The organism is Sneathiella sp., from assembly GCF_002694385.1.
GTDB lineage: Bacteria > Pseudomonadota > Alphaproteobacteria > Sneathiellales > Sneathiellaceae > Sneathiella.
In genome coordinates this window covers 104,031-130,077 of record NZ_NZMB01000003.1, presented here as the reverse complement: position 1 = coordinate 130,077, position 26,047 = coordinate 104,031, and the positions used below count along the sequence as shown (strand labels likewise).

Annotated in this window: 25 protein-coding genes, 1 tRNA gene and 1 pseudogene; 13 read left to right on the top strand and 14 right to left on the bottom strand. The window is 55.8% G+C overall.

Features of this window, described 5'->3' with window-relative positions; genetic code table 11:
• The first annotated feature begins 92 nt into the window (after positions 1–92).
• Positions 93–1,472 carry an L-serine ammonia-lyase gene (locus CMN55_RS00765; RefSeq protein ID WP_366931926.1) on the top strand — a complete coding sequence of 460 codons (1,380 nt, stop codon included), beginning with the start codon at positions 93–95 and terminating at the stop codon, positions 1,470–1,472.
• Between the two features lie 15 nt (positions 1,473–1,487).
• Here CMN55_RS00765 and speE read toward each other — a convergent pair whose 3' ends face one another.
• Complete coding sequence (speE, locus tag CMN55_RS00760; RefSeq protein ID WP_293947603.1) at positions 1,488–2,339, bottom strand: polyamine aminopropyltransferase; 852 nt, start codon at positions 2,337–2,339, stop codon at positions 1,488–1,490.
• The gene (gene speD / locus CMN55_RS00755; protein WP_293947602.1) at positions 2,339–2,761 is read right to left on the bottom strand and encodes an adenosylmethionine decarboxylase; all 423 of its coding nucleotides are present in this window, start codon (positions 2,759–2,761) and stop codon (positions 2,339–2,341) included. The genes speE and speD overlap by 1 nt, the downstream gene beginning before the upstream one ends.
• 163 nt (positions 2,762–2,924) lie before the next feature.
• Between speD and CMN55_RS00750 the strand changes: the two genes are divergently transcribed.
• Together CMN55_RS00750 and CMN55_RS00745 are read left to right on the top strand one after the other, a co-directional pair.
• A complete protein-coding gene (locus tag CMN55_RS00750) occupies positions 2,925–3,551 on the top strand; it encodes a glutathione S-transferase family protein (protein ID WP_293947601.1) in 627 nt (208 codons plus the stop codon).
• A gap of 58 nt (positions 3,552–3,609) precedes the next feature.
• Positions 3,610–3,921 carry a cupin domain-containing protein gene (locus tag CMN55_RS00745; RefSeq protein ID WP_293947600.1) on the top strand — a complete coding sequence of 104 codons (312 nt, stop codon included), beginning with the start codon at positions 3,610–3,612 and terminating at the stop codon, positions 3,919–3,921.
• A 13-nt stretch (positions 3,922–3,934) separates the two neighbouring features.
• On the opposite strand, the gene boxB is transcribed toward CMN55_RS00745, so the two are convergent.
• From boxB to CMN55_RS00730, 3 genes are all read right to left on the bottom strand, one after another.
• On the bottom strand, positions 3,935–5,362 hold the full coding sequence (gene boxB, locus CMN55_RS00740; protein ID WP_293947599.1) for a benzoyl-CoA 2,3-epoxidase subunit BoxB: 1,428 nt from the start codon (positions 5,360–5,362) through the stop codon (positions 3,935–3,937).
• A gap of 2 nt (positions 5,363–5,364) precedes the next feature.
• Positions 5,365–7,008, bottom strand: coding sequence for a 2,3-epoxybenzoyl-CoA dihydrolase (boxC, locus tag CMN55_RS00735; RefSeq protein WP_293947598.1), 1,644 nt, complete (start codon positions 7,006–7,008; stop codon positions 5,365–5,367).
• A 65-nt stretch (positions 7,009–7,073) separates the two neighbouring features.
• A complete protein-coding gene (locus CMN55_RS00730; RefSeq protein ID WP_293947597.1) occupies positions 7,074–7,979 on the bottom strand; it encodes a helix-turn-helix transcriptional regulator in 906 nt (301 codons plus the stop codon).
• A gap of 94 nt (positions 7,980–8,073) precedes the next feature.
• Here CMN55_RS00730 and CMN55_RS00725 point away from each other — a divergent pair, with 94 nt between their 5' ends.
• From CMN55_RS00725 to CMN55_RS00710, 4 genes are all read left to right on the top strand, one after another.
• On the top strand, positions 8,074–8,538 hold the full coding sequence (locus CMN55_RS00725) for a flavodoxin domain-containing protein (protein WP_293947596.1): 465 nt from the start codon (positions 8,074–8,076) through the stop codon (positions 8,536–8,538).
• Positions 8,539–8,636: 98 nt separating this feature from the next.
• Positions 8,637–10,199, top strand: coding sequence for a benzoate-CoA ligase family protein (locus CMN55_RS00720; protein WP_293947595.1), 1,563 nt, complete (start codon positions 8,637–8,639; stop codon positions 10,197–10,199).
• Between the two features lie 118 nt (positions 10,200–10,317).
• Entirely contained in the window at positions 10,318–10,803 is a 486-nt protein-coding gene (locus CMN55_RS00715) for a VOC family protein (RefSeq protein WP_293947594.1), read from the top strand.
• 88 nt (positions 10,804–10,891) lie between these two features.
• Positions 10,892–11,419 carry a hypothetical protein gene (locus tag CMN55_RS00710; RefSeq protein ID WP_293947592.1) on the top strand — a complete coding sequence of 176 codons (528 nt, stop codon included), beginning with the start codon at positions 10,892–10,894 and terminating at the stop codon, positions 11,417–11,419.
• Here CMN55_RS00710 and CMN55_RS00705 read toward each other — a convergent pair.
• The gene (locus CMN55_RS00705) at positions 11,416–11,751 is read right to left on the bottom strand and encodes a hypothetical protein (protein ID WP_293947591.1); all 336 of its coding nucleotides are present in this window, start codon (positions 11,749–11,751) and stop codon (positions 11,416–11,418) included. The genes CMN55_RS00710 and CMN55_RS00705 overlap by 4 nt on opposite strands.
• Positions 11,752–11,868: 117 nt before the next feature.
• Between CMN55_RS00705 and CMN55_RS00700 the strand changes: the two genes are divergently transcribed.
• Both CMN55_RS00700 and CMN55_RS00695 read left to right on the top strand, forming a co-directional pair.
• Positions 11,869–12,180 (top strand): putative quinol monooxygenase, encoded by a 312-nt coding sequence (locus CMN55_RS00700; protein ID WP_293947590.1) that lies wholly within the window; start codon positions 11,869–11,871, stop codon positions 12,178–12,180.
• A 9-nt stretch (positions 12,181–12,189) separates the two neighbouring features.
• Entirely contained in the window at positions 12,190–14,250 is a 2,061-nt protein-coding gene (locus CMN55_RS00695) for a tetratricopeptide repeat protein (protein ID WP_293947588.1), read from the top strand.
• A gap of 6 nt (positions 14,251–14,256) precedes the next feature.
• On the opposite strand, the gene CMN55_RS00690 is transcribed toward CMN55_RS00695, so the two are convergent.
• The 8 genes and pseudogenes from CMN55_RS00690 to CMN55_RS00660 all read right to left on the bottom strand — a co-directional run bounded on the left by CMN55_RS00690 (position 14,257) and on the right by CMN55_RS00660 (position 21,427).
• Entirely contained in the window at positions 14,257–15,030 is a 774-nt protein-coding gene (locus CMN55_RS00690) for an SDR family NAD(P)-dependent oxidoreductase (RefSeq protein WP_293947587.1), read from the bottom strand.
• A gap of 45 nt (positions 15,031–15,075) precedes the next feature.
• Entirely contained in the window at positions 15,076–15,471 is a 396-nt protein-coding gene (locus CMN55_RS00685) for a Zn-ribbon domain-containing OB-fold protein (protein ID WP_293947586.1), read from the bottom strand.
• 2 nt (positions 15,472–15,473) lie between these two features.
• Positions 15,474–16,643 carry a thiolase domain-containing protein gene (locus tag CMN55_RS00680; protein WP_293947585.1) on the bottom strand — a complete coding sequence of 390 codons (1,170 nt, stop codon included), beginning with the start codon at positions 16,641–16,643 and terminating at the stop codon, positions 15,474–15,476.
• A gap of 193 nt (positions 16,644–16,836) precedes the next feature.
• Positions 16,837–16,913 (bottom strand) — tRNA-Met (locus CMN55_RS00675).
• Between the two features lie 90 nt (positions 16,914–17,003).
• Positions 17,004–18,152, bottom strand: a pseudogene (gene mnmA, locus CMN55_RS16915) (tRNA 2-thiouridine(34) synthase MnmA).
• 56 nt (positions 18,153–18,208) lie between these two features.
• The gene (locus CMN55_RS17415) at positions 18,209–18,448 is read right to left on the bottom strand and encodes a flagellin (protein WP_459253629.1); all 240 of its coding nucleotides are present in this window, start codon (positions 18,446–18,448) and stop codon (positions 18,209–18,211) included.
• 733 nt (positions 18,449–19,181) lie between these two features.
• The gene (gene flgK, locus CMN55_RS00665; protein WP_293947582.1) at positions 19,182–21,278 is read right to left on the bottom strand and encodes a flagellar hook-associated protein FlgK; all 2,097 of its coding nucleotides are present in this window, start codon (positions 21,276–21,278) and stop codon (positions 19,182–19,184) included.
• Positions 21,275–21,427: a hypothetical protein gene (locus CMN55_RS00660; protein WP_293947581.1), complete on the bottom strand. Its 153-nt coding sequence runs from the start codon at positions 21,425–21,427 to the stop codon at positions 21,275–21,277. The genes flgK and CMN55_RS00660 overlap by 4 nt, the downstream gene beginning before the upstream one ends.
• Before the next feature lie 299 nt (positions 21,428–21,726).
• Between CMN55_RS00660 and CMN55_RS00655 the strand changes: the two genes are divergently transcribed.
• The 4 genes from CMN55_RS00655 (at position 21,727) to sciP (ending at position 25,894) form a co-directional block, all read left to right on the top strand.
• The gene (locus tag CMN55_RS00655) at positions 21,727–23,325 is read left to right on the top strand and encodes a flagellar hook-length control protein FliK (RefSeq protein WP_293947580.1); all 1,599 of its coding nucleotides are present in this window, start codon (positions 21,727–21,729) and stop codon (positions 23,323–23,325) included.
• A 45-nt stretch (positions 23,326–23,370) separates the two neighbouring features.
• Positions 23,371–24,063, top strand: a complete 693-nt coding sequence (locus tag CMN55_RS00650) for a flagellar hook assembly protein FlgD (protein ID WP_293947579.1) — start codon at positions 23,371–23,373, stop codon at positions 24,061–24,063.
• 58 nt (positions 24,064–24,121) lie between these two features.
• Positions 24,122–25,444: a flagellar hook protein FlgE gene (gene flgE / locus CMN55_RS00645; RefSeq protein WP_293947578.1), complete on the top strand. Its 1,323-nt coding sequence runs from the start codon at positions 24,122–24,124 to the stop codon at positions 25,442–25,444.
• 150 nt (positions 25,445–25,594) lie between these two features.
• Positions 25,595–25,894, top strand: coding sequence for a CtrA inhibitor SciP (sciP, locus tag CMN55_RS00640; RefSeq protein ID WP_293947577.1), 300 nt, complete (start codon positions 25,595–25,597; stop codon positions 25,892–25,894).
• Positions 25,895–26,047: the final 153 nt, after the last annotated feature.

The window sequence follows — 26,047 nt, the reverse complement described above, 5'->3', positions numbered from 1 at the left end:
GGATGCCCAGAATGCCCGACAGAGACCAGCCTGCGCCCGGAAAGACGCCCACCTCCCCCTCCCCCGGGACGGGCGTAACATCCCAGATGGATATCAATATCAGCGTGACCGACCTCTATACCATCGGCATCGGGCCATCCAGCTCGCATACCGTCGGACCGATGCGCGCTGCCCGGCGGTTTGTCGATCATCTGGAAGCGCATGACAGGCTCGCCGCCACAGCGCACATCCGCATCGAACTTTACGGCTCCCTTGCCCTCACCGGACGCGGACATGCGACGGACATTGCCATTCTGCTGGGCCTCAATGGCAATCGCCCCTCCACCATCGACCCCGACACCGTCCCGTCCCTGATATCGAAAATACGAGACAGCGGAAAGATCGCCCTGAATGGAAAGCAGACAATAGCTTTTCATGAAGTGGAGTCCCTCCTTTTCCTGACAGACCAGATTCTGCCGGAACATGCCAATGGCATGCGCTTTATGGCCTTTGACAGTCAGGGTGGGCAGATATTGTCGAAAGATTATTTTTCCGTTGGCGGGGGATATGTTGTCTCCCATGATGAAGGAGACCGCGCGGAGACACGGGGCCATAATATCATCCTTCCTTACCCCTTCACATCGGCCGGTGAACTGCTGGCCATGGGCCGGGATCATGGCCTGAGCATCGCGGAGATCATGCTCGCCAATGAAAGCGCCTGGCGGTCGGAATCGGAAACCATCGCCTTTCTCGATGAAGTGAGTGACGCCATGATGGACAGCATCAAACGCGGATGCCAGACGGAAGGAGTTCTGCCCGGCGGACTGAAAGTAAAACGGCGGGCCCATGCGCTCTATCTGGAGCTGATGGATAATCCGGAACGCGCCTCGCGCGATCCGCTCACTGTTCTTGACTGGGTCAATCTTTATGCACTGGCGGTCAATGAAGAGAATGCGGCGGGCGGACGTGTCGTGACCGCCCCCACCAATGGCGCAGCCGGGGTCATTCCCGCCGTGCTCAAATATTACCAGCGCTTCTGTCCCGGCGTCACCAAAGACGGCAGCCGCAATTTCCTGCTGACCGCGGCGGCGATCGGCTCCATATATAAGAAGCGCGCCTCCATTTCAGCGGCGGAAATGGGGTGTCAGGGCGAGGTAGGCGTTGCCTGCTCCATGGCGGCGGGGGCGCTCACCGCAGTGCTGGGCGGCAGCAACGAGCAGGTGGAGAATGCCGCCGAAATCGGCATGGAGCATAATCTCGGCCTGACCTGCGATCCCATCGGCGGACTGGTGCAAATCCCCTGTATCGAACGCAATACCATGGGGGCCATGAAGGCCATTAATGCCTGCCGACTTGCCCTCTCCGGTGATGGGCAGCATGTCGTCTCACTGGATGAGGTGATTGAAACCATGCGCCAGACCGGCATGGACATGCTTAGTAAATATAAGGAGACATCGCAGGGCGGCCTTGCTGTCAATGTGGTCGAATGCTGATACGCGGCAGGCCGATCACCCTTCTTTTGTCAGCGCCTTCTGGATATGGAGCGGCAGGGCAAATGCCGCCTGATGCACTTCCGGTGTGTAATAGTCTGTCGTAATCCCGGCGTCCATATATCTCGCCGCCAGTTCCGCCAACCCGGTCTTGCGCAAATCCACATCATCTGTGGCCCAGCCATAAGCCATGACGCCGCCCACATAACTCGGGATCGCCGCGAGATAGAAGCTCACGTCCCTGAAAAGCCGCCCAAGCCGATCATAACTTGTGCGGAGCTCCGCTTCCTGCACGAAGGGAACACCATTTTGCGTAATGATCACCCCGCCCGGCGTCAGGCAGGATTTGCAGTCAGAGTAGAATTCTTCCGTATAGAGAACCTCTCCGGGGCCATGGGGGTCTGTGCTGTCTATAATAATGACATCCCACTGCTCGCCCGTCTCTTTCACGAATTTGCAGCCATCGGCAATCACCAGATTAAAGCGGGGATCATCGAACGCCCCGCCGGAGACGGAAGGCATATATTTCTTGCTCAACTCGACCACCGTCCGGTCAATATCCACCATGGTCACAGCAATATCGCTGTACTTCATGAGTTGCCGCGCCGCGCCGCCATCCCCGCCGCCGATGATCAGCGCCCGCCGTGCCCGGCCGTGGGCCAGCATCGGCACATGCACGAACATTTCATGATAGATGAACTCATCTTTTTCGGTGGTCTGGACCGACCCGTCGAGCGACATCACCCGACCGAAGTTTTTATTCTCAAAAATCATCAGGTCCTGCAGATCGGTCTGCTCCCGATAGAGCACCTTGTCGACACTGAGCGCGAGATTGACGCCTGAATGCAGGCCCTCATCAAACAGTTCCATCAACTGACGATACCCCGCTTGATTTCATTGAGATGGAGTGTCTCCGGCCGGAAGGCGTCCTGCAGCACCTTGACTGCCTTGTAGGGATCGGCGCGTCCGCACATGAAGATATCTAGCGCCATATAGCCCCGCTCCGGCCAGCTATGGAAACTGACATGGCTTTCCGCGAGCACGGCAACGCCGGACAGGCCGTCCGGCTCAAAGGCATGAATATGAAAATGCAGAAGTGTTGCCCCCGCCGCATCTATGGCCTTGACAAGGGACGCTTCAATCAGCTCCGGGTCGTTGAACCCTTCCCCGCCCCATAAATCAATAATCAGGTGCGTCCCGGCAAACGTCATCCCATCCTTATGGATAAAGTAATCAAGCCGGTCTTCTTCCGCCACCTCTGGCGTGATTATTTTCCCGTCATCCTCGAGCATTTCTCCCGCGAATGCCTCCTTTATATCATACCACAAGGTGCCGCGTTATCGCCGAGATGCTTTTCAAGCGCAAGGGAAAAATTGAGCATTTTCTTGTGTTTTCGGAAGATCATGCCACATGATATTTACATAGATACACCGCGCCAGCCCCGGGAGCCACAGGATGACCCTTGAGCTTTTCAATTATCCCTACAGCGTTTACGGGCGCATCGTGCGGATTGTCCTTGATGAAAAGAAGCTTTCCTATGATGTGCGGGAGATCAACCCTTTCGCCGCGGATATGCCCGAAAGTTACCGCGCCATCCATCCGTTTGCGCGGGTACCAGCCCTTCGCCATGATGAGTTTACTCTCTATGAGACATCCGCCATCACCGCCTATCTTGACGAGAGATTCGAACCACCCTCCCTTCAGCCCGCGACATCCGATGAACGTGGGCGGATGCGACAGATCATCGCGATTGCCGATAATTATGCCTATATCCCGCTTGTCCGGCAGGTTTTTGCCCACCGCGTTTTTCGCCCCGCCTTTGGCGAAACGGCGGATGAGGCGGAAGTAAGGGGCGGACTTGACGCCGCTCCCCGCATCCTTAGGGCGCTTGATGATCTTGTCACGGCGGATGCCTATGCAACAGGCCCTATTTTCTCCCTTGCCGATGCCCATCTCGGCGCGATGATGGATTATTTTACGATGGCGCAGGAAGGGGCGGAAATGCTGACCCGATACCCGAACCTCAACGGCTGGTGGGCGCGGATAAAGTCCCGGCCGTCTCTGCTGCTGACGCGGCCGTAGTTGAAATCACGCCTCGCGCCGGATAATAACAGTCCGCATTTATAGCAAGGAAAGACCGATGCGCCATATCAAACCTGCCGATTTTACTGGGCAAAAGGCCTGGGATGCCGTTGACATTGAAAAAATCGAAAATGCCACCGTTCGGCTGCATTGGACGGACCAGCCCTATATCTGGCATGTCAATGACGGGGCCGAGGTGTTTGTCCTGCTGAGCGGGCTGGTTGATATGCATATAAGAGAGGACAGCGGCGAGAGAATCATCCGTCTTGAGCCCGGCGATATCTTTCACGCTGAAACAGGCGACGAACATAAAGCCGTTCCCCTCACGCCAGCCCGCATCCTTGTTATCGAGAAAGAGGGCAGCATCTGAAGGGCGGCGGCATTCAGCCCCGTAATTCTACATATTCATAATCAACAGGCATGTTGTTGATGCCCCGATCCGGCGCGGCGATCCAGCCGGCCATCTTTCCCGGCTCAATCACCTGCTGCATCAGGCTATGGATAAAGCGCCGATCACTCTCCGATGGCAGAAATTCATCATGACGGCGGGATAATTCTTCGGCGGAAATGACATCTCCTGCCGGCGTTGTCGGAATCCCGGCCCAGGCGCCGATGGCGCGGCGAAAGCGCGGAGAGGGAAGCCTAATCTCAAAATCAAACCCCGCCTTCGCGATCATCCGGTTCCAGCGCGTGACGCCGACCATGCAATCCCGGATATAGGCTTTGCGTACCTGATCATTGATGGCGCTTCTGACCGCGACTTCCTCCATGCGAACACCGCCTGCTCCGTCCGGCGTTTCGATTTCCAGCATGGTATCGCGAGCGACATGATCCTCATAACTACGCTCGTCCGGGCGCCCCTTGATGCCGTTGGCAAAGGTGATCGCCGCATTCGAAGAGACTTCCGCCCCGAACAGATCCATACAGGAGGAGAACCAGAAATTGATGTATCGTTGCAATGTCGGCAAGTCGATCACGCCCGCCTTTCTGAGGGTTTCCGGGTCATCCGTTTTAAGTTCGGTCATCAGGGCAAGTGTCCGCTTGATAATGCGGCTGATCCCCGTCTCCCCCACATACATATGATGCGCCTCCTCTGTCAGCATGAACTGGCAGGTGCGGGCGAGTGGGTCAAAGGAAGATTCGGCAAGGCATTTCAACTGATATTTTCCATCCCGATCTGTGAAATAGGTGAACATGAAAAAGGACAGCCATTCATCAATCGGCTCGTTGAACGTGCCGAGAATACGCGGGTTATCCTCGCTTCCCGAATGACGCATCAGAAGATCCTCCGCCTCCTCCCGGCCATCACGCCCGAAATAGGCGTGCAGCAGATAGACCATGGCCCACAGATGCCGCCCCTCTTCCACATTGACCTGAAAGAGATTACGCAAATCAAAGAGCGAGGGACATGTCTGGCCCAGCAGCCGCTGCTGCTCGACCGAGGCGGGCTCCGTATCGCCTTGCGTTACGATAAGACGGCGGAGGATCGACCGATATTCCCCCGGCACCTGCTGCCAGACCGGTTTGCCGAAATCATCGCCGAAGCCGATGGTGCGGTCCTTTTCCTGATCGGCCAGGAAAATCCCCCACCGGTAATCCGGCATCTTGACCGCACCAAATGTCGCCCAGCCCTTCGCATCTACCGAAGTTGCGGTACGCAGGTAAACATCGCTCGTCTGAAAGCCTTCCGGTCCCAGTTCTCGCCACCAGTCAAGAAAACGCGGCTGCCAATGTTCCAATGCGCGTTGCAAACGACGATCATTGCCGAGATCGACATTATTGGGAATCCGCTCCTGATAGTTGATCGCCATGACTATACCCTCCTTCTGTCGAATTCCGCCTTGCTGCCACTTCCGAACAGCTTGAGTGCGCCCTTTTCGCCAACCGCGTTGGGACGGTTGAATATCCAGTTCTGCCAGGCTGACAAGCGCCCGAATATCTTTGTTGCCGCCGTTTCCGTTCCGCCAAAGCGAAGGTTCGCTTCCAGCCCCGTCAGCGCATCCGGCGACAGGCTGGCCCGCTCCTCAATCAGGAGACGGATTTCATCCTCCCAGTCGATATCATCAGGGATAAAGGTGACGAGACCCTTCTCCTCCGCCTCTACGGCCCCTATTTCGACCCCCACCTGCTGACGCAGGGTGTTAAGCAGAACCTCATCCTCATAAAAACGGCGGGACAGGCGCGTTTTTCCATTCACGGATTCAAAAGAGCCAAAATTCAAAGGGCTAAGCGCAATATGTGGCGGCGCGCCCTCTTCGTCCGGCAGATCGAGCATATAGATGCGGTCCGCCGCCAGCGCGAGTTCATAGAGGGTGCCGGCAAAGCAGGAATCTTCTTCGATAAGCGCAAACAGACTGCGCGAGGAAACATCGAGACGCGCCAACGTCCGGCGCAGCATTCCAATCACCTCCTTGACGAACCAGTCATCCGCATGCGCCACAAGCAACTCATCCATCTTCAGAACCGGGTCAATCTCCCCTGCCGTCCTGAGCAGGATCGTACCAATATCCTCATTATTTGTCCGCAGCATCAGGATAGCATCATCCAGTTCTCGCGCCATGGCAAGCGGCCACCAATCCGCCCCCGCCAAATGAATATCATGAAGGGTTCCGGGTGTTGCTCCCGTTGGGCCCCGTACCGTCAAAGCGGCATACCCCTCTTCTTCATGCAGCGAAACATCCACATAACGGTAATGGTAACCAACGTCATCTATTTCCCGATCCAGAGGAGTGAGTGAAATACCAGTCGCCTGCGTGGGTCGGGCGCTTGTCGCCGCCAGTTCCCGTGCCCGTTCGGCGACACGTTCATCGAATGAATTGCGCGGCACAACCTCATCCACCAGACGCCACTCCTTCGCCCGCTCCCCGCGCACACCATCCGGATTGGTGCAGAATACATCCGCGAGATCATGGCGGACTTTCCGCTTGTCGGTCAGGCGGGTCAGTCCGCCCGTGCCCGGCAGCACGCCGAGAAGCGGCACTTCGGGAAGGCTGACAGCGCTGGACCGATCATCAATCAGGATGATCTCGTCACAGGCAAGGGCAAGCTCATACCCACCCCCCGCTGTTGTCCCGTTGCAGGCTGCGAGGAAGCGTAAGCCAGAGTGACGGCTGCTGTCCTCCATACTGTTGCGGGTCTCATTGGTGAATTTGCAGAAATTCACCTTCCAGCCATGAGAGGACGTGCCCAGCATGTATATATTGGCGCCGGCGCAGAACATCCGGTCCAGCCCGCTTGTCATGATGACCGTACGGACCTTGGGATGTTCAAAGCGGATACGCTGCAATGCATCGTTCAGTTCGATGTCAACGCCCAGATCGTATGAGTTAAGCTTGAGCTGATAGCCGGGCACAAGCCCCCCGTCTTCATCTACACTCAAGGTCAGCGTCGCGATATCTCCCTCGACAGCAAGCCGCCAATGGCGATATGTGTCCGGGTGCCGGTCATAGGTTATCATGGCTCGGGTCCTGTCTTCACAATACCAACAAGAACTAAAATGCACTTTAATGCATGTCAAGCGAATTACTTTGCCGTTGACGCCAGCAACCCCTGCGCCACGCCTGTGAGGCGATCGAGGCTGACCTCCACCGTCTGCCCGGATGTGTCGCAGAAGGCGTCCGCCCTGCTGTAAAGGGACGTACGGGCTGCCAGTATCTGCTTGAGGTCGGCCATTGCCTCCCGGTTTCCGGCCATCGGCCGCATATCACCCTGCGCCACCACCCGCGCCATATGTTCCTCCGGCCTTGCCTGCAGCCAGATGACATGCGTGCGCCGCAGAAGAAGCGACAAAGTCTCCTCATCCGCAACAATGCTCCCGCCGGTCGCGATCACGACACGATCCTCTTTTGCGATAATTTCAGCCAGACAGCGTCGCTCCAGCCGCCGGAAGGACGGCTGTCCGCCAAGTGAGAAAATTTCATCAAGGCCCGCCCCGAACGCCTTTTCCACCCGTCGGTTCAGCTCGACAAATCCGAAACCGAGCCGTTCTGCAAGTAAGGGCCCGAGCGTGGATTTACCCGCACCCCGCAATCCGATCAGAGAAAACCGGCAACCCTTGTCTGCCCCCGTTTCACCCGCGAAACGCTCTTTCAGCTCCACCGCCAGACGAGCAAGGCTCTCCGGCGATAACCCTCTGGCCAACGCCAAAATTTCGCGACAGGCCGGATGGCTTTCCTCCCCCGCAATCAGATCATGCAACGGGATATCCATGGCGCCCGCTATATCCCGCAGAACCAGCAGGGAGGCGTTGCCGTCCCCCGTTTCCAGCTTGGCCAGATATCGCTCCGATACGCCCGAATCACGTGCGAGAATTTTCCGGGTCATTCCGCGCTGCGCCCGCGCCGCCCGCACAGCCGCGCCGACCGCCGCCAGAAAACCGTCAGCGTCACCCGCCTCTTTTCGTACCCTTTCAATCCCCGACCGGCTCATCTATACTTTTCCCGCTCCAATCAATTTATCACTGGACAAAATGCATTATATTTCCTATTCCGGCAAGTGAATAGTATTTTCGGAGAGAACCCGTTTGACCGATCAGATCAAAATCCTTGTCAGCACCATGACAGGAACCGCGGAGCTGGTGGCGGAAGAAATCGCGGAAACCCTGAACAGCAAGGGAATGGGAGCTGAAATCCTGCTGACAGATAATATCGACGCCGCCGTGCTGCAAAAAGGCGCGACCTATATCATCTGCACTTCGACCTATGGGCAGGGGGATGTACCCGATAACGGGCAGGCTTTTCTCGATCATCTGGACAGTCTCGGCCCTGATCTGGCGGGGCTGCACTATGGCATTTTCGCCCTCGGCGATATCAGTTATCATCAAACATTCTGCAATGCAGGGAACCTGTTCGATGCAGCCTTGCGAAAATTCGGCGCAACGCGCATTGGCGAAATCAAGCGCCATGACGCCTCCACCGGCGAACTGCCAGAAGATATGGCCGGCGAATGGGCGGAGGCATGGCTGGAAGAACTGAAGGAACTGCAGTAAAACAGGGCTGCTCATTGAATAGGAAATTGACCGGACAGACATATTCCGCTTAACAGCAAATACAGTGGCGGCGGGTCAATCAGCATGGGGAGGATGCGATGACTATGAGCAAGGAGAGCGGCGACTATTTCAATGCCGCAGTTGATCTGATTGATCATAATCTAGCCGCAGGCCGCGGCGGGAAAACGGCCTATATAGACAGCACAGGCCCGCACAGCTATCAGGAACTCAGCGATCAGGTCAACAGAGCGGCGAATGCCCTGACGCAGATTGGTCTCAAGGCAGAGCAACGGGTTATTCTGTGTCTCAACGATACATTTGATTTTCCGATCTGCTTTCTGGGCGCCATCAAGGCGGGGATTGTCCCCGTGCCCGTTAATACCCGCCTGACCCCCAAGGAATATGCTTTTATCCTGCAAGACAGCCGTGCCGCGGCCCTGATTGTCTCCCATGCCCTTCTTCCCGCCTTTGCGCCTCACCTAAAGGGTCATCCGAACCTTGCAACGGTTATGGTTTCCGGCGGACCTGAGGACGGGGACCATCAGGCCCTTGCTTCCCTGCTGAAAGAACAGTCGGCCGATTTCACTGCGGCCCACACAACCCGCGATGATATGTGTTTCTGGCTATATACCTCCGGCACGACCGGGATGCCCAAAGGCACCGTGCATCTGCATGGCAATCTGCGCGCCACCGCTGATTTTTATGCCAGGGATACGATCGCCGTCCGGGAAAATGACATCATGTTCTCCGCCGCCAAGCTGTTTTTCGCCTATGGCCTTGGCAATGGCCTGACCTTCCCCCTTTCCGTCGGGGCGACAACCATCCTGCTGGAAGGTCCGCCAACGGCGGATGAAGTCAGCAGCATTCTGAAAACGCAGGCCCCAACCATTTTTTACGGAGTGCCGACGCTATTCGGAATGCTGCTCGCAAGCGGGCTGTTGCCGAAGCCGGGGGAGCATTCGCTCCGCTTCTGCACCTCTGCCGGGGAGGCGTTGCCCGCGGAACTGCTTGCCCGCTGGCAAAAGCAGGTCGGCGTCGATATTCTCGATGGTATCGGCAGTACGGAGATGCTGCATATTTTCATTTCCAACCGCCCCGGAGACGTCCGTCCCGGATCCACAGGAAAACCGGTGACGGGGTATAACATCCGTCTGACCGGGGATGACGGCCTGCCCGTTGCCCCCGGTGAAATGGGGGCGCTTGAAATCTCCGGTCCTTCCAGCGGATTGATGTACTGGAACCGGCGGGAGAAAAGCCTGGAAACTTTCCAGGGCCCCTGGACCCGTGCCGGGGACAAATACCGCATGGATGAGGACGGCTATTATATCTATTGCGGGCGGACTGATGACATGCTGAAAGTCGGCGGTATTTACGTCTCCCCCTTCGAGGTCGAAGCCGCCCTGATCGAGCATGACGCCGTTCTGGAAGTCGCCGTGATCGGCAAGGCCGATGCGGACAATTTGATCAAGCCAAAAGCTGTCATTGTCCCGCGGCAAACAGACATAGACCAAGCCGAGCTCGCCGACGAGCTGAAACAGTTCGTGAAAGATCGTCTTGCCCCATTCAAGTACCCACGATGGATCGAGTTCGTAGAAGAGTTGCCGAAAACGGCGACGGGGAAAATCCAGCGTTTCAAGCTGCGGCAGCCGGAAACCGGATAACAACGGCCCCTTCACTGACCTGGCCAAGGCACCTCCCAAAGCGGAGGGTTGCTTTCCGGCAATCTTTTCCCAAATAAAAGACATAGGAAAAAGGGGCGCATAATCATTGAGGAATATCATGATCAAGGGACTTCACCACAATGCCTACCGATGCCGGAGCTCGGAAGAAACCAGGAAGTTTTACGAGGATTTTCTGGGCCTGCCTCTGGCCGATGCCCTGACAATTCGCGAAACTAAAACGGGGCGCGAGACGGAGGTGTTGCACACTTTCTACCGGATGGACGACGGCTCTTTCCTTGCTTTCTTTGAAGCGCCAGATCAGCCATTTGAGTTCAAGGACCAGCATGATTATGATCTGCATATCGCTCTTGAAGTCGATATGGATACGCTGCACAAAATGTTTGCCAAAGGCAAGGAGGCCGGGATTGAAACCCGCGGCATTGCCGATCATCATTTCATCCAGTCCATCTATTTCCGCGACCCGAATGGCTATGTCATCGAATTGACGACCAAAATCCCGGAAAAGACTCCGGCTCCGGAGGTTGCCGAAAAAGAGGCAAAAGCCATGCTGAAAGAATGGAACAAGTCACATCTCGCGGCCTGAAACCGCATCAGTTCCTGCCTTTCCGGTTGCTCTTGGGAGTGCTTTACAAATATTCTGATCCCCGTGACGTTATAATGGGGATCACTCGATGAAATTCGGAATATTCGGCTGTGCGGGTTTACTGCTGCTATTCTGGCTGGCGCCCGCCCAGCCCGTCGCCGCCAAGGATGATCGCTATATCGGATATTATTATCCGGCACCTGCGGATATCGAGACCTACTGCGCGCGGGTCCCCGTGTTAGCCGATATGGACAGGCGAAAACGCGTCGGCTTTGTGATCGGCGTGAAGGAAGGGGCGGGCAGCGCCCCTTACGAAGTTCCCTACTCGATCTTTGTCAAAGGAGGGGAGGCGCGAAAGCTGATCATTGTTGCCAAACGGGACGGTTATCTCAATTCGATCTATCGTGTGCGGGCGCTGCTTGCCGACCTCACAAACAATGCGCGGACAACCCCCATATTTGAAGAAAGCGGCGCCCCCGAAGAGCTGACTTTTCTCGACCTGCTCACCTTGCTGGATTTCACAAGCCTGACCGTCAGCGACGGCATTGGCTTCACACATCAGATCGAGATGCATCCCGCCCCCACAACAGAGTGTGACGGCAAGCTGATTGATTAATAATGGTGAATACCGTCGGCGCGGCAGTTGCCGAGCATGTAAACCTGCGCGATATTACAGCTTTTTGAAAGCTGAATAACCAGATTGCCCTTGCAGTTTTCAAAGCTGACCCAGCCATTCAATGCCTCCGAACTGTCCGTCTCGGCAGAGCCCTCGCGGGAGACGATATAGCTGACACTCTGTTTTCCAAGGTCTGAGAGCTGCAACTTTGCGAGCTCCGTCTCGACAACCCCGCTGCATCCCGTCCCGCGCCAGTTTTCTGCATTTGCGGGCAGCGCCAAAAAAACGCAAACGGTCATCATTCCGGCAATATGAAACAGTCTCGTATTCATCAAACCACCCCTGTATTTGTCATCCGGAAGAATGGACGCGATTAATAATGGCCTTTGCCCCAAGCTATGCTGTAGAATTATGCGGAAATCAACAAACATTAAAAAAGGGAAGAAAATATGACAGTTAATGTAATCGCCCATATCACAGCAAAACCGGGCAAACGGGGGGAAGTTCTTGCCGCCTTCAAGGCCAATGTTCCTGCCGTTCATGCCGAAAAGGGGTGCATCGAATATAACGCCGTCGTTGATATGGAAGGCGTTGGCGGTTTCCAGGCCAAACTTGGCGAAGACAGCTTCGCCGTCATTGAAAAATGGGAAACCATGGACGACCTGATGGCCCATGCCGCTTCTGCCCACATGAAAGCCTATGGCGCCAAAACAAAAGACCTGCTGGACAAGCGCGTCATTCATATTCTGACCTCTGCCTGATCCAACGCGATGCGCCGTTATGCCAAACCGATTGTCCTGACGGCGCTGCTCGCTCTCTTTTTTCACACTCCGTCTCTCGGTGCGTCGGAGGAAACATCCGCATTATCAGAGCCGCCGTCCTTTAATGTGTTCGAATCATCCGCCATGGCCAAGGCGCTTGGCCATGTCTTCCGGCAACTGAACGAGGGGCGGTTCCATGAAGCGGAACAGGCCATGCGGGAAGTGACCGCCCGCTTTCCCGGCCAACCGCAGAATTACTATATCCTGACGACGATCCTTTCCGTGCGCGGGAAAAAGACTGAAGCGCTTGCAGCCTTGTCGAGAGCCATCGATTTCGGCTTTCAAGATGCGGAGTTGCTGCAACGGGATACAAATCTGGATGCCATCCGTAGCGAAGCTGCCTTCACAGATCTTGTCGAACGTATCCTGAACCGTCAAAGCAGCCCCCCTGACAGCAGGATATCGAAACCCGTTCCGGCAAAAATCGAAAATGGGACTGCGCTGGTCACTCCCGGCAATACCATCTGGCTACCACGTTTTCACAATCTACTGAGCCAGTTTGACCTGCCGCCCGACAACCGCAACCCCATCGTACAGCGGGGGGACGATCCGATTGCCCGCATCCTTAATCGCTGGTTCAAGGATGGCCGCGCCGCAGGCAATATCGGCGATCTTTATGACAATCGCGATCATCAGCATTCATCCCTTAAAAGAGCCGATTTTCCACAGCTTTCATTCACCCGTTACGACGAAAATGCGCAGGAAGCAGGCATTGATTATGGCCTGAATGACGGCATTCTGTTTAATGCGGTTACTTTTGGTAATTCTTCAACGGCGGTCACGGGCGGCCCCTTCTGGCGCAGTCAGGCCCGGCTGGCGCTGACCGAATCATCGGCCATCGGCAGCCTGTTTCTGCAATATATCCGTAATCATCTCTACATCTATCCGGCGGTGACGGATTATGATCCGCAGCAGGGCGATATCCTGACGGCAAATTCCCCCTATATGATTGTTTCTTTGGGGAAATCCGGATCGGATCAACCGTTTCTGAAGGCCATAGCCAGCATTCTCGCCGCCTTCCGTCCGGAAGTGAAAGCATATCTTGTTGCAAACAATCTGATCACCCCAACTGTTCAGATGCTGTTCCGCGCAGGGCAAGCATCTGTAAAAAATGCGGATGACTATCTCAGCTACAAGGCACATCCGCCGGTATTTGATGCGGCAAATATCGACTTAGCCCGCATGATTGAGGCTGCGCAGGCGCTCAAAATCCCGCAAATCCCACCCATGGTCATGCTCGAGGTTCTGGAGGAAAGCGAACCTCTGAACGGCATCGACGACTTCAGTCGCTTCAGAAGTGAAACTTTGCACAACACACCGGGTCTGATCACACGGGCGATCCGTTCGACCCGTTATCGAAAAACGATGACGGTGAGTGCGCTCCAGACCGAAAAACCCGCAGACCAGACGTTATCCTATCACTGGGTTGTGCTGCGCGGTGACAAAGACCGGATCAGGATTACCCCCCAGAAGAGCGACGGCAGCATAGTCGAGATCAGCGTCCCCTGGCATGACGCGTTTCCCGCGCCGGAACGGCCCGATCTGATGACCAACCGCGTCGAGATCGGCGTCTTTGTGCATAACGGCCATCATTATTCAGCCCCCGCCTTCATCAATTTTCTCTATCCAGCCAATCAAAGCCGCAGCTATGACGGAGCCGGCCGCATTATATCAATAGAGCATGACGGACCGGAAACGGCGGGGAAATACATAGACCCGCAGGTGTTCGCAAGGCGTCATTGGCGCGATGATTACCGATATGATGCAGAGGGAAACCTCACAGGCTGGGAACGTTCAGGCCATGGTTATGAGGAGGCATTCACCCGGGACGGCGCGTTGATCATCGAGCGCGACGCATCGGGAAGGACCGAGAAAGCGGAAATAATCCGCTATCTGCTGGCCAGTGATCAGGAAGGACTGCCGGTAATCCGGACACAAAAAACCGGTCAGTATTTAATTTATGAGTATGCAGGCGAAGGCGACCGGACCGGCACCCCTCGCCCGCAGTAAAGCCGATCAGAAGCCGATATGAGATCCACCGTCAATCGTCAGATGCTGACCGGTGACATAGCTGGAAGCGTCGGACAGCAGGAAGCAAACACCCTGCACCACCTCTTCCGGTGTGGAAAAGCGCTGCAAGACAACCTGCTGCATATAAGTCTCGCGGAATTTCTCGGATCGGATGGTTTCCGTCATTTCCGTTGCGACAATGCCGAAGCAGGCGCTGTTGACGCGGATACCATAGCGGCCCCATTCTTTCGCCGCACTCATGGTAATGCCGAGCACACCAGCCTTTGCCGCGCCGTAGTTGATCTGACCGATCGTTCCGCGCCGTCCGGCAATCGAGGAAATATTGACAATCGCCCCGGGGTTCTTGTCCCCGTCCTTTGAACGCTCGATCATATGACGGCCGACCGCCTGAAGACAGTAAAACACGCCGCTGAGATTGACATCGATCACCTGCTGCCATGTCTCGATCGGCATTTTGTTGATCATGGCCGCCCGGACGATACCAGCATTGTTGACGAGCCCGTGGATGGCGCCGCTGGAGGCAACCGACTTATTGACCATATCCTGAACGAAGCCCGGATCGGCCACGCTGCCAACATGTACCTCGGCATTACCTTCGCCCAGCTTGTCCGCCACCGCTTCCAGCTTGTCGCCCTGAACGTCCACCAGAATGGCCCGCCCGCCAAGCTTGACGACCATTTCCGCCGCTGCTTCGCCAACACCCTGACTTGCGCCGGTAACGACGATGTTGCGGCCTTCCATTGACATGGGGTTAAACATGGATTTCCTCTTGTTCTGTTATTATGAATTGAAATGGATGCATGTTCAGGCTGGTTCAAACATGGCGACAGGCGCCCCGCCGTCCTCGGTCTCAACGAAGCATACCTTTACCGCCTGCCCGACCGCCAACGTATCGAAATCACAATTGACGATATTGGTCATCAGGGAAATATCGGTCCCCTCAAGCGTTACATATGCGATGGCGTACGGAATTGGCGCCGCCCGGAAGACACTAAAAGAATAGATATGGCCCCGCCCGTTGCTGTCCTTATAGACAGTATCGTCACTGCCACAATGCGGGCAGATGGACCGCGGATAATGATGGAAAGAGTTGCAGCTGTTGCAGAATTTAACGCGCAGCGCTCCCTCTTTCAGGCCATCCCAGAATGGGCGTGTTTCTTCCTCGATATGAGGGGCGGGAATTGTTCTTGTTGCGCTCATTATCAGGCCCTTTCGAGGATGAGTGTGCCGCCCGCGTGACGGGTTGCAAGATTACCGCCGGTGCCATGGGCAAGGGCGAGGTCGCAGTTGGGCACCTGCACGGCCGGATGCGCCTCTCCGCGCAGTTGGCGCACCGCTTCGATGACCTTGGTCATGCCGCCACGATTGCCCGGATGATTGTTGCAAAGGCCGCCGCCATCCGTATTGAACGGTAGTTTACCGACGCCGGAGATGAGGTTGCCGTCGGCAACGAACTTTCCGCCCTCTCCTTTGGCGCAGAAGCCGAGATCCTCAAGCTGAATCAGAACGGTAATCGTAAAGCTGTCATAGACGGAGGCATATTTGATATCCGTCGGCTTCACGCCTGCTTCGGCAAAGGCCACAGGACCGGAGGCCGCCGCCGCGGAATAGGTGAGATCAACCCGNCCNCCCATCTGATGCTTNGGCGCTTCNCCNGNNCCGATNATCCGGACCATGGGGCGCTTCAGCTCCTTCGCGACTTCNGGCGCGACAACGACCAGCGCCCCGCCCCCGTCACTGATGACGCAACAGTCAAGGCGATGCAGCGGATCGGCAATCATNGGAGAGTTCACCACATCCTCAACCGTAACGACCTTCCNGAGCATCGCNTGCGGGTTATGCTGGGCGTGGTGAGAAGCGGCNACCTTGATCCAGGCGAGTTGCTCGCTNGTGGTGCCAAACTCATACATATGNCGGCGGGCGCACATGGCATAGCTGTTGACGATGGTCGGCCCGAACGGCAGNTCAAANGCAACATCGGGNGAATCATTTCCATAATTGCGCGGCTTCGTACCCGTCGCCTCGCCTGNGGCGCGCGGCCGTCCCGCGAGAGTGATGAGCGCGACCCGGCANTTGCCATCGGCAATCGCGCGCGCCGCATGGGCGACATGCACCATNTAGGAGGANCCGCCNGTTTCCGTCGTATCCATATANCGGAGCTTCAGCCCCATATAATCNATCATGGAAAGGCCNCCNAGNCCCGGCGCGTCGCCTGCGCAAAAATAGCCGTCNACATCNTCCTTGGTNAGNCCGGCGTCATCCANCGCCCCCTTGGCCACTTCGGCATGAAGCTGCGCCAGCGATTTTCCATCNGCTTTTCGCGTCGGATGCTCATAGGCACCTGCGATATAAGCTTTACCTTTTATGNTCATGAGAANGNNGTCCTGTTNTTATTATTNTCCATGCCATTGCAGCATGTTTGNAAGTAAAACCTAGCAAAGCGCATNGCNGTATTCAACGATATATTGAATNNNACGCCTGCCGGACAGNAGACNGNGCCGACAGCGGGCACAAGTTCGGACCGGATGTCAGCGACATGATGNCGTTACAATGAATGAAAGGNAATGGTGGCTCCTCCCAGACTCGAACTGGGGACACATGGATTATGATTCCACCGCTCTAACCAACTGAGCTAAGGAGCCTCCGAAGACNCCNGCCCCTGATAGCGNCAGGTCCGTCGAAGCCCGGTTTTTAGGGTTTTTACAAAGTCCTGTCAAGCAAGGAAATGATATTTACAGGACCGCCTGTGATGNGNCNTCCGCCAATTTGACGGGGGCTTCCGTTCCGGCAATCCAGCCACCGCCCAGCAGGCGGTCTCCGTCATACAGGACNCAGGCNTGCCCNGCCGAAACACCGCCTTCCGGNGNGTCAAGATGCACTTCGGCCCANCCATCNGCNGTCCCGAAAACCNTTGCNGATAACGGCTCCTGCGTCGAGCGNACCTTNACCNTCACCTCAACGCCNTCCATATNGAGCGGGNGATCNCCAATCCAGTTCACNTCCCGAAGTGTCAGGCAGGATACCAGCAATGCCTCNGGCGGACCNACNATCACACGGTTTCGNGCCGGATCNATGCGNACCACATAAAGNGGAACNCCNGTTGCAATCCCNAGNCCCCGNCGCTGTCCAATGGTATAATTGATGATGCCNGTATGACGGCCNAGAATNNNGCCNTNNAGATCNNCAATNTCNCCNGGAACNGCNGCNCCGGGNCGCANNCNNTCGATNACNCTNGCNTAATTGCCATTCGGNACNAANCANATNTCCTGGCTCTCCGGNTTTGCTGCAACNGCAAGGTTATANTTNTCCGCNAGNGNGCGNGTCTCNTCCTTCGTNAGATCGCCCANNGGNAACCGNAGGTAATCCGCCTGNGCCTGNGTTGTCGCAAACAGGAANTAACTCTGGTCCTTGAGNGCATTNTTCCCCCGNTANAGCCGCGCGCGGCCATCCACCATCTCGCGGCGGAGATAATGCCCGGTCGCCAGNGCCNGNGCCCCCAGATCCNNNGATGTTTCNAGAAGATCNTGAAACTTNACNGTCTGATTGCAGCGCACACAGGGAACCGGCGTCTCNCCACGCAGATAGCTGTCGGCAAATTCGTCCATNACNCTGTCGCGAAAACGGCTTTCGTAATCNAGCACATANTGGGGAATGCCGATNGCNTCGGCCACACGGCGGGCATCGTGAATATCCTGCCCCGCGCAGCAGGCGCCTTTCTTCTGGACCGCAACNCCATGATCATAAAGCTGCANGGTAATGCCGATGACATCATANCCCTGATCTTTCAGAAGGGCAGCCGTCACCGAACTGTCGACGCCGCCGGACATGGCGACNACGACNCGGGTCTCTTCCGGCGCTGTGTCAAACCCTAATGAATTCATGGCGGGCAATATAGAGTGCGCCACTCAATATGCAAGGGCCTCTCTTGCCCGTGCNATCATTGCAGGAAGTTCAGAAGGCTGGTCCGGTTGATCGAGCTTAGAACACTGTATGAGATATCCAGCGCNAACTGGCGCTGGTTGAGATTGGTGATNGCNTCGGCCGGATCTACATCCTCTATATCACCGATAAATATCTTGGTCTGGGTGATCTGCTGNGCCAGCGTTTCCGTGGTATCTTCAAGGGCGCGCTGATTAAGGCCATTTTCACCGCGCTGGGCGGCNAGNTTGTCGATCATGGTCTCAAGGCTGGCAATTTCACCGATCAGAAAATCCTGATCTTCCTGTGACAGGGGCGCGGCAAAGCCGTTNGANGGGCCCGTCGGCACNGGCGCNGTGGTCGGCACAGTNCCATCCGCCCAAAGCGCCAGCCGCTGCAGCGACGTCATGATTTCAAGNCCCATCTCATCGGCCAGCATNCCGACTTCCAACGTNCGGTTTTCATCAATGCGCACNGTTGCCTTCAGGTCGTTATTCTCGAAAATATCCGTCGGTGGCTGTGCGGCNGCCCGCAATTCTGCAAGCGATGAAATATTGACCGGCGCNGTATCNGCATTGGAACCGGCGAAGAGATANCCCTCCGTATTACGCGAATTGAGGAAGTTCATCACCGATTCGAANGCCCCNTCAATCGTTGCCGTCAATCCCTGCGGCGAGGAGGAACTAACCGCCGACATGACGGCATCGCGAACATCGCTTCCCGCATTTTCCATCCCGGCAAGCGACTGGTCATACAGGGCAAGGCGGTTCATCACCTTGCCGTTATTCGCCTCATGCTGCTCCAGACGCGAGAGAAGGGATTTTGACCCTGCGAGGCTGGAAACATCCATATGGATGTCCTTGTAATATTCCGCTTTATGCCCGGTCGAAACTTGTTTCTGGGCTGACGCAACATTGCTTTGCGCTTTCAGCATCTCACTGATGAGAGACTGACTCTGCTGAAATGTCGAAATGCGTGTCATGGCTTTTCTCCTAAACGAGATCGATCAGAATGTCATACATTTCGCGCGCCGTCGTAATGATGCGCGCGGACGCGTTATAGGCATTCTGAAAAACAATGAGATTGGCGAGTTCCTCATCCATATTGACGCCGGACACTTCCTGCATCCGGCTCTGAAACTCCGTGGCCAGGGCCGAACGATCACTATGCAGGCTGTCAGCGCGGGCGGCATCCAGCCCGGATTTTGCCAGGATCTGTGCAGCATAATCCCCAAGAGAAACCGTGGAACCCGTAAGGCCGCCTATCGTCGGAAAGGCAATGCTTGCCGTCGCCAGTTCCTGAAACGCGAGCGCCCCCCGGTTATCCGCCACCGTGATCGCTGGCGTGCCCGCGGGATCAATTCTGGCGGTGGCAAGAAGCTGTGGATTGGCGTCAATCGACGGATTGACGGTAAACCCCAGTCCGGCGTCCGCCGGATAACGCAGGCCGACCCCGAACATTTCCGGAAAGCTGACGCCTGTCGCGCCGCGAAGAGAGCTATTTTCCGTAACGTTAATCTGATATCCCGCATAGCCGGTGGCTGTGCTGAACACCAGTGCCCCGCTGGCATCGAGCGATGCCGTCGCATAGGGACCAAGATTACTGTTGATGGCATTGACGACATCCGCCATCGTCCCGCCAATCGCCCCGAAATCGAGCGTCATCGAAACCGGACTTTCGCCATTTGGCCCCATCAGTTCCAGCGTCGTGGTGCCGCTAAATCCATGGGCGTCTCCTGCGGACATTCCCGTTGCAAAGGATGTTTTAATATCCGCCCGGACCAGATCATTCATGCCGAAAAAATGCGAAAATCCGCGCCCGCCCCGTTCAGACGGGCTCGCCGCATCCTGCCCAATGCCAATACCCGCTGCACCGCCCTGGGCGGACATAGTCAAGACACCATTGGCAAGGGAGAGAGTCCCCGCACCCAGCGCTCCATTCACCTCGGCCAGAACATCGGCCATCGTATTGGTTCCCAGGTCGTCAAAATCGACGGTATGAGAGGCCAGGACGTTATTATTCGCATCAAAGCTGTAAAATGTCGCCTGCCCTGTAAACCCATGTGCATCAGTTGCCAGCACACCGGAATTCACCCCCGTCATGACAGCGGGCGGCGGCACGGTGATGTTTTCGTTATGCACCGCATTGAGCTGCTCCGCCACACCCGCCGAGAGGGCGCCTATCTGACTGGCGAGATTGGGCAATTCCGTATTACGCATATCAAGCCAGCCGCGCAGAGACCCGCTTGTCAATTCGGAATCCAGCGGCAACCCCGTCGCCGCCACTTCTTTCGTCGCCACATCATAGTTATTAATGGTGATCTGATTAAAAATCGTATCGCTGCCGACATATGCCGCCGGAGAATAGACAAGCTGACGCGGCTGATAATCGAGAAGCTGATGGCCGGTATCGGTGACAACAGCAACTGCGCCATCCGTCATCGGATAGGTTTTGACATCCATGATCTTTGAAATTTCGGCCAGAGCCTGATCCCGCTGATCGAGCAGATCGCCCACCGGTCGGCTGCTCTGGTTCCCGGAGCGGATTTCAATATTCAGTTCATGAATACGTAACAGCGCATTATTGACGGTTTCAATCTCCTGTCCAATATGGCTGTCCGCCTCTTTTCGCAACACTTGTATCTGGCTGAGAAGCCGGTTCGCCTCAACCCCGAAACTTGAAATTTCATTCAGCACTGTCTTCCGGGCAACGGGCATCGTCGGATCCGTCGTCAACGCCGCAAAGGCCGAATGAAGGCTATCAAGCTTACCTGTCAGGGAGCTGTTTGCGGCCGGATCGCCGAGCAGAGACTGAAGCTGATCATACAGCTTTGACATCGCCTTATATTGCTCGGAACCGGCCGTCGCGAGCCGAAGCTCCTTGGCAATATACTCATCGGTAATGCGCCGGACTTCGGCAATCTCCACTCCGGAGCCGAAGCCGTTGATTGAAACCGCACTGAAATCAACCGTCTTACGCGCATATCCATCCGTATTCACATTGGCGATATTGCTCGAGGTCACATTAAGCGCGCTCTGGTTTGTCAACATGGCGCTGATACCGGAGTTCATAATTGCATTCAGGCTCATGACATTTGCTCCAGGGCGAATGAAAAGAGAAGGTTGGCAGCGGCAAAATCAGCCGCCCCATGGCAAAAGATACCGGGCAGCCTCTTCCCACAGCTGCCGGGAGCGACTGGAAAAATTATTGCAATCCTTTGATTTTCAATAGTTTTCATAACTTCTACCCTTAATCGGGACGAACGGATTGCCGCCCAGACAAGATTTCTGACACATACCAAGCAATTATGATGCCAGCTTTTACAAATCTCCACGACACATCTAAAGAACGGCGCTGGGAACGGCTGTTTCTGCCCGGCAAAAAATGTCCAACCGGAAAAAGTTGAGTGACGTATGGTCGATTTTTCCCTCTCCGGTTTTCGGAAATTCTTATTTATCCTATTGATATAAGTACGTTTTTCTCAAATTTAAAAAACTGGCCCGAGCCTTGCTTGATAACAGCCGAGGAAACCGCGCGATGCGGGACAGAATTAATTGCGAGAAACATGTCATGGATGTTGGTCAAGTATTGGGAATGACAAGCGAGCCACCCCGCCGGGACAAGGATGTTCCCAAGGCGGGAGAAGACGGGTTTTCCAGCTTCCTGAAGGACCCCGCCGCAAAAGAGCGGCCGTCCGCAAAGAACGCCGACGGTGCTTCGACTGCCAATGGAACGCCAGACAACGGGAAGATGGATAAAAGTGCCGCTAATTCCGAGAAGACCACCACGGCAGAGGCGCCGACAGATAAAGATGACAAGCGGGCCGATCCTTCGCCTGCTCTCCCGAAGGGGGAGACAAAAGGCGCTGCAACGACCGGTAATCCGTTAACAAAAGACGGAGAGCCCTCTCCTGTGGAGACCGCTAACGGGAATGAGGAAACCATCGCTCTGCCGACCGGGATGCCCGCGGACGCCCAACCCGAGATCGACTTGACGCAAGGCATCATTACCGATCCGGGAAAGGCTGAGATCAAAAAGCAGGGCGACGCGGCCCCCGTGCCAACGCTAGCGCAAAAAGAGGCGGGCGCCAGCGCACTCTTACCAACGCAGCCGCCAAAAGACGCGGGCGCAACGGCTGACCCTAAAGTAGCACCACACGCGAGTGGTGAAGCCAAGACTGCCGAATCCGCATTAATGCAGGCCGCAGCAGCCGGGAATCGCGAGAGAAGCGCCCCGCAAGCAAACCAGCCCACATCCGGCAAGGCGGAGGTTGCGACTGATTTAGTGCCGCCCAAAGCCCTTGAAACGGTCCGCGCGGAAGCAACCGCCAAAATGAGCGAAAAAGACATTCTCTCTGCCAAGATTGCCGAGATGCTGCGCGATGGCAATGGCAGCCTCGCCGCCAATGCAGGCAAGAAGCAAAGCTTTCAGTCCACCCTTGCCAGCAGCACGACACTGGTGACGGCCAGTATGGCCGCCAACCCGGCAGCAACGCCAAATGCAGCCCCGTCCGCACTCGCCAATGCGCAGATGCAGATGGGCGGCCTGATCCCACAGACAACCCATCCAGCGCCGTCCTCCACGCAGCAAGGCATGACGCCCGATACAACAGCACAGATAATGCCGACAGCCCCGACCGGCGCCATTCAGCATGTGGAGGCGACAGCCGCCAATAACGCCAGCCAGGCCGCCAATGCGGCCCGCGCCGCTCATGCCCCGGTCGCGGAGCAGCTATCAACCCATATCAGCAGCGCGATCAAGGAAGGTCATGACCGTATCAAGATCAGTTTGCATCCATCGGAACTCGGCCGGGTTGAAGTCAAACTCGATATCGGTCATGACGGACGCCTTCTGGCGGCTGTTTCGGTTGATCGCCAGGAAACCCTTGATCTGTTGCAGCGGGATGCCCGCAGTCTTGAACGCGCCCTTCAGAATGCCGGTTTCGACACCGGATCCAACAGCCTGAATTTCAGCCTCCGTCAGGACGGTGGCGAAGGACATGAAAGAGGCGCCGGATTTGCCGGGCTTGAGCCCTCACCTGATCGCCTGCCGGACGATGACATCTGGGCGGAGACGCCCCTGCCCGCCTACACAGGCAGCGGCAGGAACGACGGCAATCTCGATATTCAGGTCTAACAAATTGATTACATTTATTGATTTCCAGAAAGTGAGTTAATGACCATGACGGAAATAACCTCTGCAAACCAGTCCCAGAATGGCGGGGCCACAACCGCACAAAAAAATCTGGCGAATAATTTTGATGACTTCCTGACATTGCTGACAACCCAGCTCACCAATCAGGATCCGCTCAACCCGACGGACACCACGGAATTCACCAATCAACTGGTGAATTTCACAAATGTCGAACAGGCGATCGCAACCAACCAGAATCTGGAAACACTGGTTCAGCTTCAGCAGATGTCACAGCAAAATATGATGTCCGCCACGATGATCAACTATCTTGGCAAATCCATCGGGACAAACCTGAATGTGGCCGCCCTTGAGGGCGGGGAGGCGAGCTGGAATCTCAGCCTCGGCAGCAGCGCCGGTGAGACAACCTATGAAATCTATGACCAGAATGGTACGCGCGTCTTCAGTGAGACGAAAGACAGCGCCGCGGCTGGCGCACAGCAGTATCATTGGGATGGCACAAAATCCAGCGGCGCCGCCGCAAGCGACGGCGTTTATTATCTCGTCGTGAACGGCAAAACAGCCGGGGGCAGCAAGGTGCAGGTTGACTATAGTTTCGAAGGCATCGCCACAAGCGTTGAAACCCTCAATGGTGAAACCGTTCTGAAGATCGGCAAAGTTCCGGTCGGTCTGGACTATATCAATTCCGTCACCCAGCAAAATCTGAATGAACCGTCCGCCTGATCGCGGCAACTGCAACACGCCGCGTCCCCTGGGCGGGCGGTAATATAGGAGAGAGAAAATGAGTTTGACTGCAGCAATGTTTTCCGGTGTTTCCGGATTGGCCGCGCAATCTATGGCGATGGCAACGATTTCGGATAATATTTCGAACACCAACACCATCGGCTACAAGGGAACGAAAGCAATCTTTTCCACCCTTGTAACCGAAAGCTCAACGGACACCACCTATACTGCCGGCGGTGTTCAGGTCCATCCACGTACGCAGATTGATCGGCAGGGGTTGGTCTCCGGCTCGACAAGCGATACCCATATGGCCATTGCTGGCGATGGTTTCTTTGTCGTCAGCTCTTCGGCGAACCCCGGCACGACCGGCGATAACTATGTCTTTACGCGCGCCGGTACGTTCGAGCCGGATGCGAACGGCCTGCTTCGCAATGCACAGGGTTATTATCTGCAAGGCTGGGAAATTGATCCCGATGGAAACATTCCCGCCAACCGGTCAGATCTTGCGGCGCTGTCGCCGGTCAATATCACCGGTCTGACGGGCAATGCCGAGGCAACCTCCAGCATCTCACTACAAGCCAATCTTTCCGCCAACCAGACAACCTATGGTCCCGGCTATGTGGCGGGTGACATGACCAATGGTACAGTCGAGCCGCATTTCGTCCGCTCGTTCCAGATTTATGACAGTCTCGGTGCCGCTCATACGGTAACGCTTAACTTCCTGCGAACCGGCTCCGGCGTGACACCCAACGAATGGACGGTTGAGATAACGGCTGATACGGACGGCGACGGCGCGGAAAACATGATCACCTCCGCTATTGTCGGTTTCAACTCTGACGGTACACTGGATATGGGCGCGACAACACTGCCCAACTCCATCAGCATCCCCTGGGCCGCCACAATGGGGATCAATTCCCCGCAGGCGATTGATCTCTCTTTTGGTACTGATGGTCTGTCCAATGGGTTCACGCAATCAGGCGCAGTATCCGAACTTGTTTCCTCTGACGTGAACGGCGCACTATTTGGCGCATTTGAATCTGTACACATCAATGAGCAGGGTGTTCTGGTGGCCAAGTTCGATAACGGCACCTCGCAGGAAATCTACAAGATTCCAATCGCCACCTTCGCCAACCCCAATGGCTTGCAAAGCCGGGATGGCAATGCCTATGACGAAACGCCCGAAGCCGGCACCTTTACCCTGCGCGAAGCCACCATTGGTGGCGCGGGCAAGATAATTTCTTCGGCGACAGAAGCGTCAACAGTGGATATTGCGGAAGAATTTACCCGCATGATCGTCACCCAGCGGTCCTATTCCGCGTCCGGCAAAATCATCACCACGGCCGATGAAATGCTGGAAGAGCTGATCCGTCTGAAACGGTAACGGATCAGGGGCTTGAAATCATATCTTCATGGCGGAAAACAGCCCTTTTCGCCATGAAGGTTAAATTAACCAACCTCATTAGCGGTTTGTTAAATCGCAGCGGATATGATGACGGCTCAAGAGAAAACACAAGTATGAGGTAATGCGAAAATGCAGTCGCAAATGGACCGCAAGGTAAATCGTATCATTGGGCTGGATGGTCAGCCGATGACGATCCATGATCTGCCGCCCAAGGATACCAAACGATGGGTTATCCGGCGCAAGGCGGAAGTCGTTGCTGCCGTTCGCGGCGGACTTATAAGTCTGGATGATGCATGCCGCCGCTACACACTTTCTGTCGAGGAATTTCTGTCCTGGCAAAAAGCAATCGACAAACATGGCCTTCCGGGGCTCCGGACGACCCGTATTCAGGAATATCGCCCCAGCGATCCCATTCACAAAAATGACTGATTAAGTCACTTGTTATTCCATTTTTATGCAAAGCCCGGCATTCCGCCGGGCTTTTATTTTGGCGTATTCAGAAATATCTCCCCTGTCCCGCTCTCTTTCCCTGACGCCCTGTTGAAACATGCTAGGCAAAATTTTCCGACTGCCCGGCAAAAA

What these genes read in the sequence shown, in the direction of transcription:
- flgE (WP_293947578.1), top strand. Translation starts at nt 24,122, where the DNA reads ATGAGTTTGACTGCAGCAATGTTTTCCGGTGTTTCCGGATTGGCCGCG.
- CMN55_RS00685 (WP_293947586.1), bottom strand. Translation starts at nt 15,471, where the DNA reads ATGAGCGCAACAAGAACAATTCCCGCCCCTCATATCGAGGAAGAAACA.
- CMN55_RS00750 (WP_293947601.1), top strand. Translation starts at nt 2,925, where the DNA reads ATGACCCTTGAGCTTTTCAATTATCCCTACAGCGTTTACGGGCGCATC.
- sciP (WP_293947577.1), top strand. Translation starts at nt 25,595, where the DNA reads ATGCAGTCGCAAATGGACCGCAAGGTAAATCGTATCATTGGGCTGGAT.
- CMN55_RS00710 (WP_293947592.1), top strand. Translation starts at nt 10,892, where the DNA reads ATGAAATTCGGAATATTCGGCTGTGCGGGTTTACTGCTGCTATTCTGG.
- CMN55_RS00660 (WP_293947581.1), bottom strand. Translation starts at nt 21,427, where the DNA reads ATGAAAACTATTGAAAATCAAAGGATTGCAATAATTTTTCCAGTCGCT.
- CMN55_RS00730 (WP_293947597.1), bottom strand. Translation starts at nt 7,979, where the DNA reads ATGAGCCGGTCGGGGATTGAAAGGGTACGAAAAGAGGCGGGTGACGCT.
- flgK (WP_293947582.1), bottom strand. Translation starts at nt 21,278, where the DNA reads ATGAGCCTGAATGCAATTATGAACTCCGGTATCAGCGCCATGTTGACA.
- CMN55_RS00715 (WP_293947594.1), top strand. Translation starts at nt 10,318, where the DNA reads ATGATCAAGGGACTTCACCACAATGCCTACCGATGCCGGAGCTCGGAA.
- boxC (WP_293947598.1), bottom strand. Translation starts at nt 7,008, where the DNA reads ATGATAACCTATGACCGGCACCCGGACACATATCGCCATTGGCGGCTT.
- CMN55_RS00700 (WP_293947590.1), top strand. Translation starts at nt 11,869, where the DNA reads ATGACAGTTAATGTAATCGCCCATATCACAGCAAAACCGGGCAAACGG.
- speE (WP_293947603.1), bottom strand. Translation starts at nt 2,339, where the DNA reads ATGGAACTGTTTGATGAGGGCCTGCATTCAGGCGTCAATCTCGCGCTC.
- CMN55_RS00720 (WP_293947595.1), top strand. Translation starts at nt 8,637, where the DNA reads ATGACTATGAGCAAGGAGAGCGGCGACTATTTCAATGCCGCAGTTGAT.
- CMN55_RS00705 (WP_293947591.1), bottom strand. Translation starts at nt 11,751, where the DNA reads ATGAATACGAGACTGTTTCATATTGCCGGAATGATGACCGTTTGCGTT.
- CMN55_RS00695 (WP_293947588.1), top strand. Translation starts at nt 12,190, where the DNA reads ATGCGCCGTTATGCCAAACCGATTGTCCTGACGGCGCTGCTCGCTCTC.
- CMN55_RS00745 (WP_293947600.1), top strand. Translation starts at nt 3,610, where the DNA reads ATGCGCCATATCAAACCTGCCGATTTTACTGGGCAAAAGGCCTGGGAT.
- speD (WP_293947602.1), bottom strand. Translation starts at nt 2,761, where the DNA reads ATGCTCGAGGATGACGGGAAAATAATCACGCCAGAGGTGGCGGAAGAA.
- CMN55_RS00655 (WP_293947580.1), top strand. Translation starts at nt 21,727, where the DNA reads ATGCGGGACAGAATTAATTGCGAGAAACATGTCATGGATGTTGGTCAA.
- CMN55_RS00690 (WP_293947587.1), bottom strand. Translation starts at nt 15,030, where the DNA reads ATGTTTAACCCCATGTCAATGGAAGGCCGCAACATCGTCGTTACCGGC.
- boxB (WP_293947599.1), bottom strand. Translation starts at nt 5,362, where the DNA reads ATGGCGATCAACTATCAGGAGCGGATTCCCAATAATGTCGATCTCGGC.
- CMN55_RS00650 (WP_293947579.1), top strand. Translation starts at nt 23,371, where the DNA reads ATGACGGAAATAACCTCTGCAAACCAGTCCCAGAATGGCGGGGCCACA.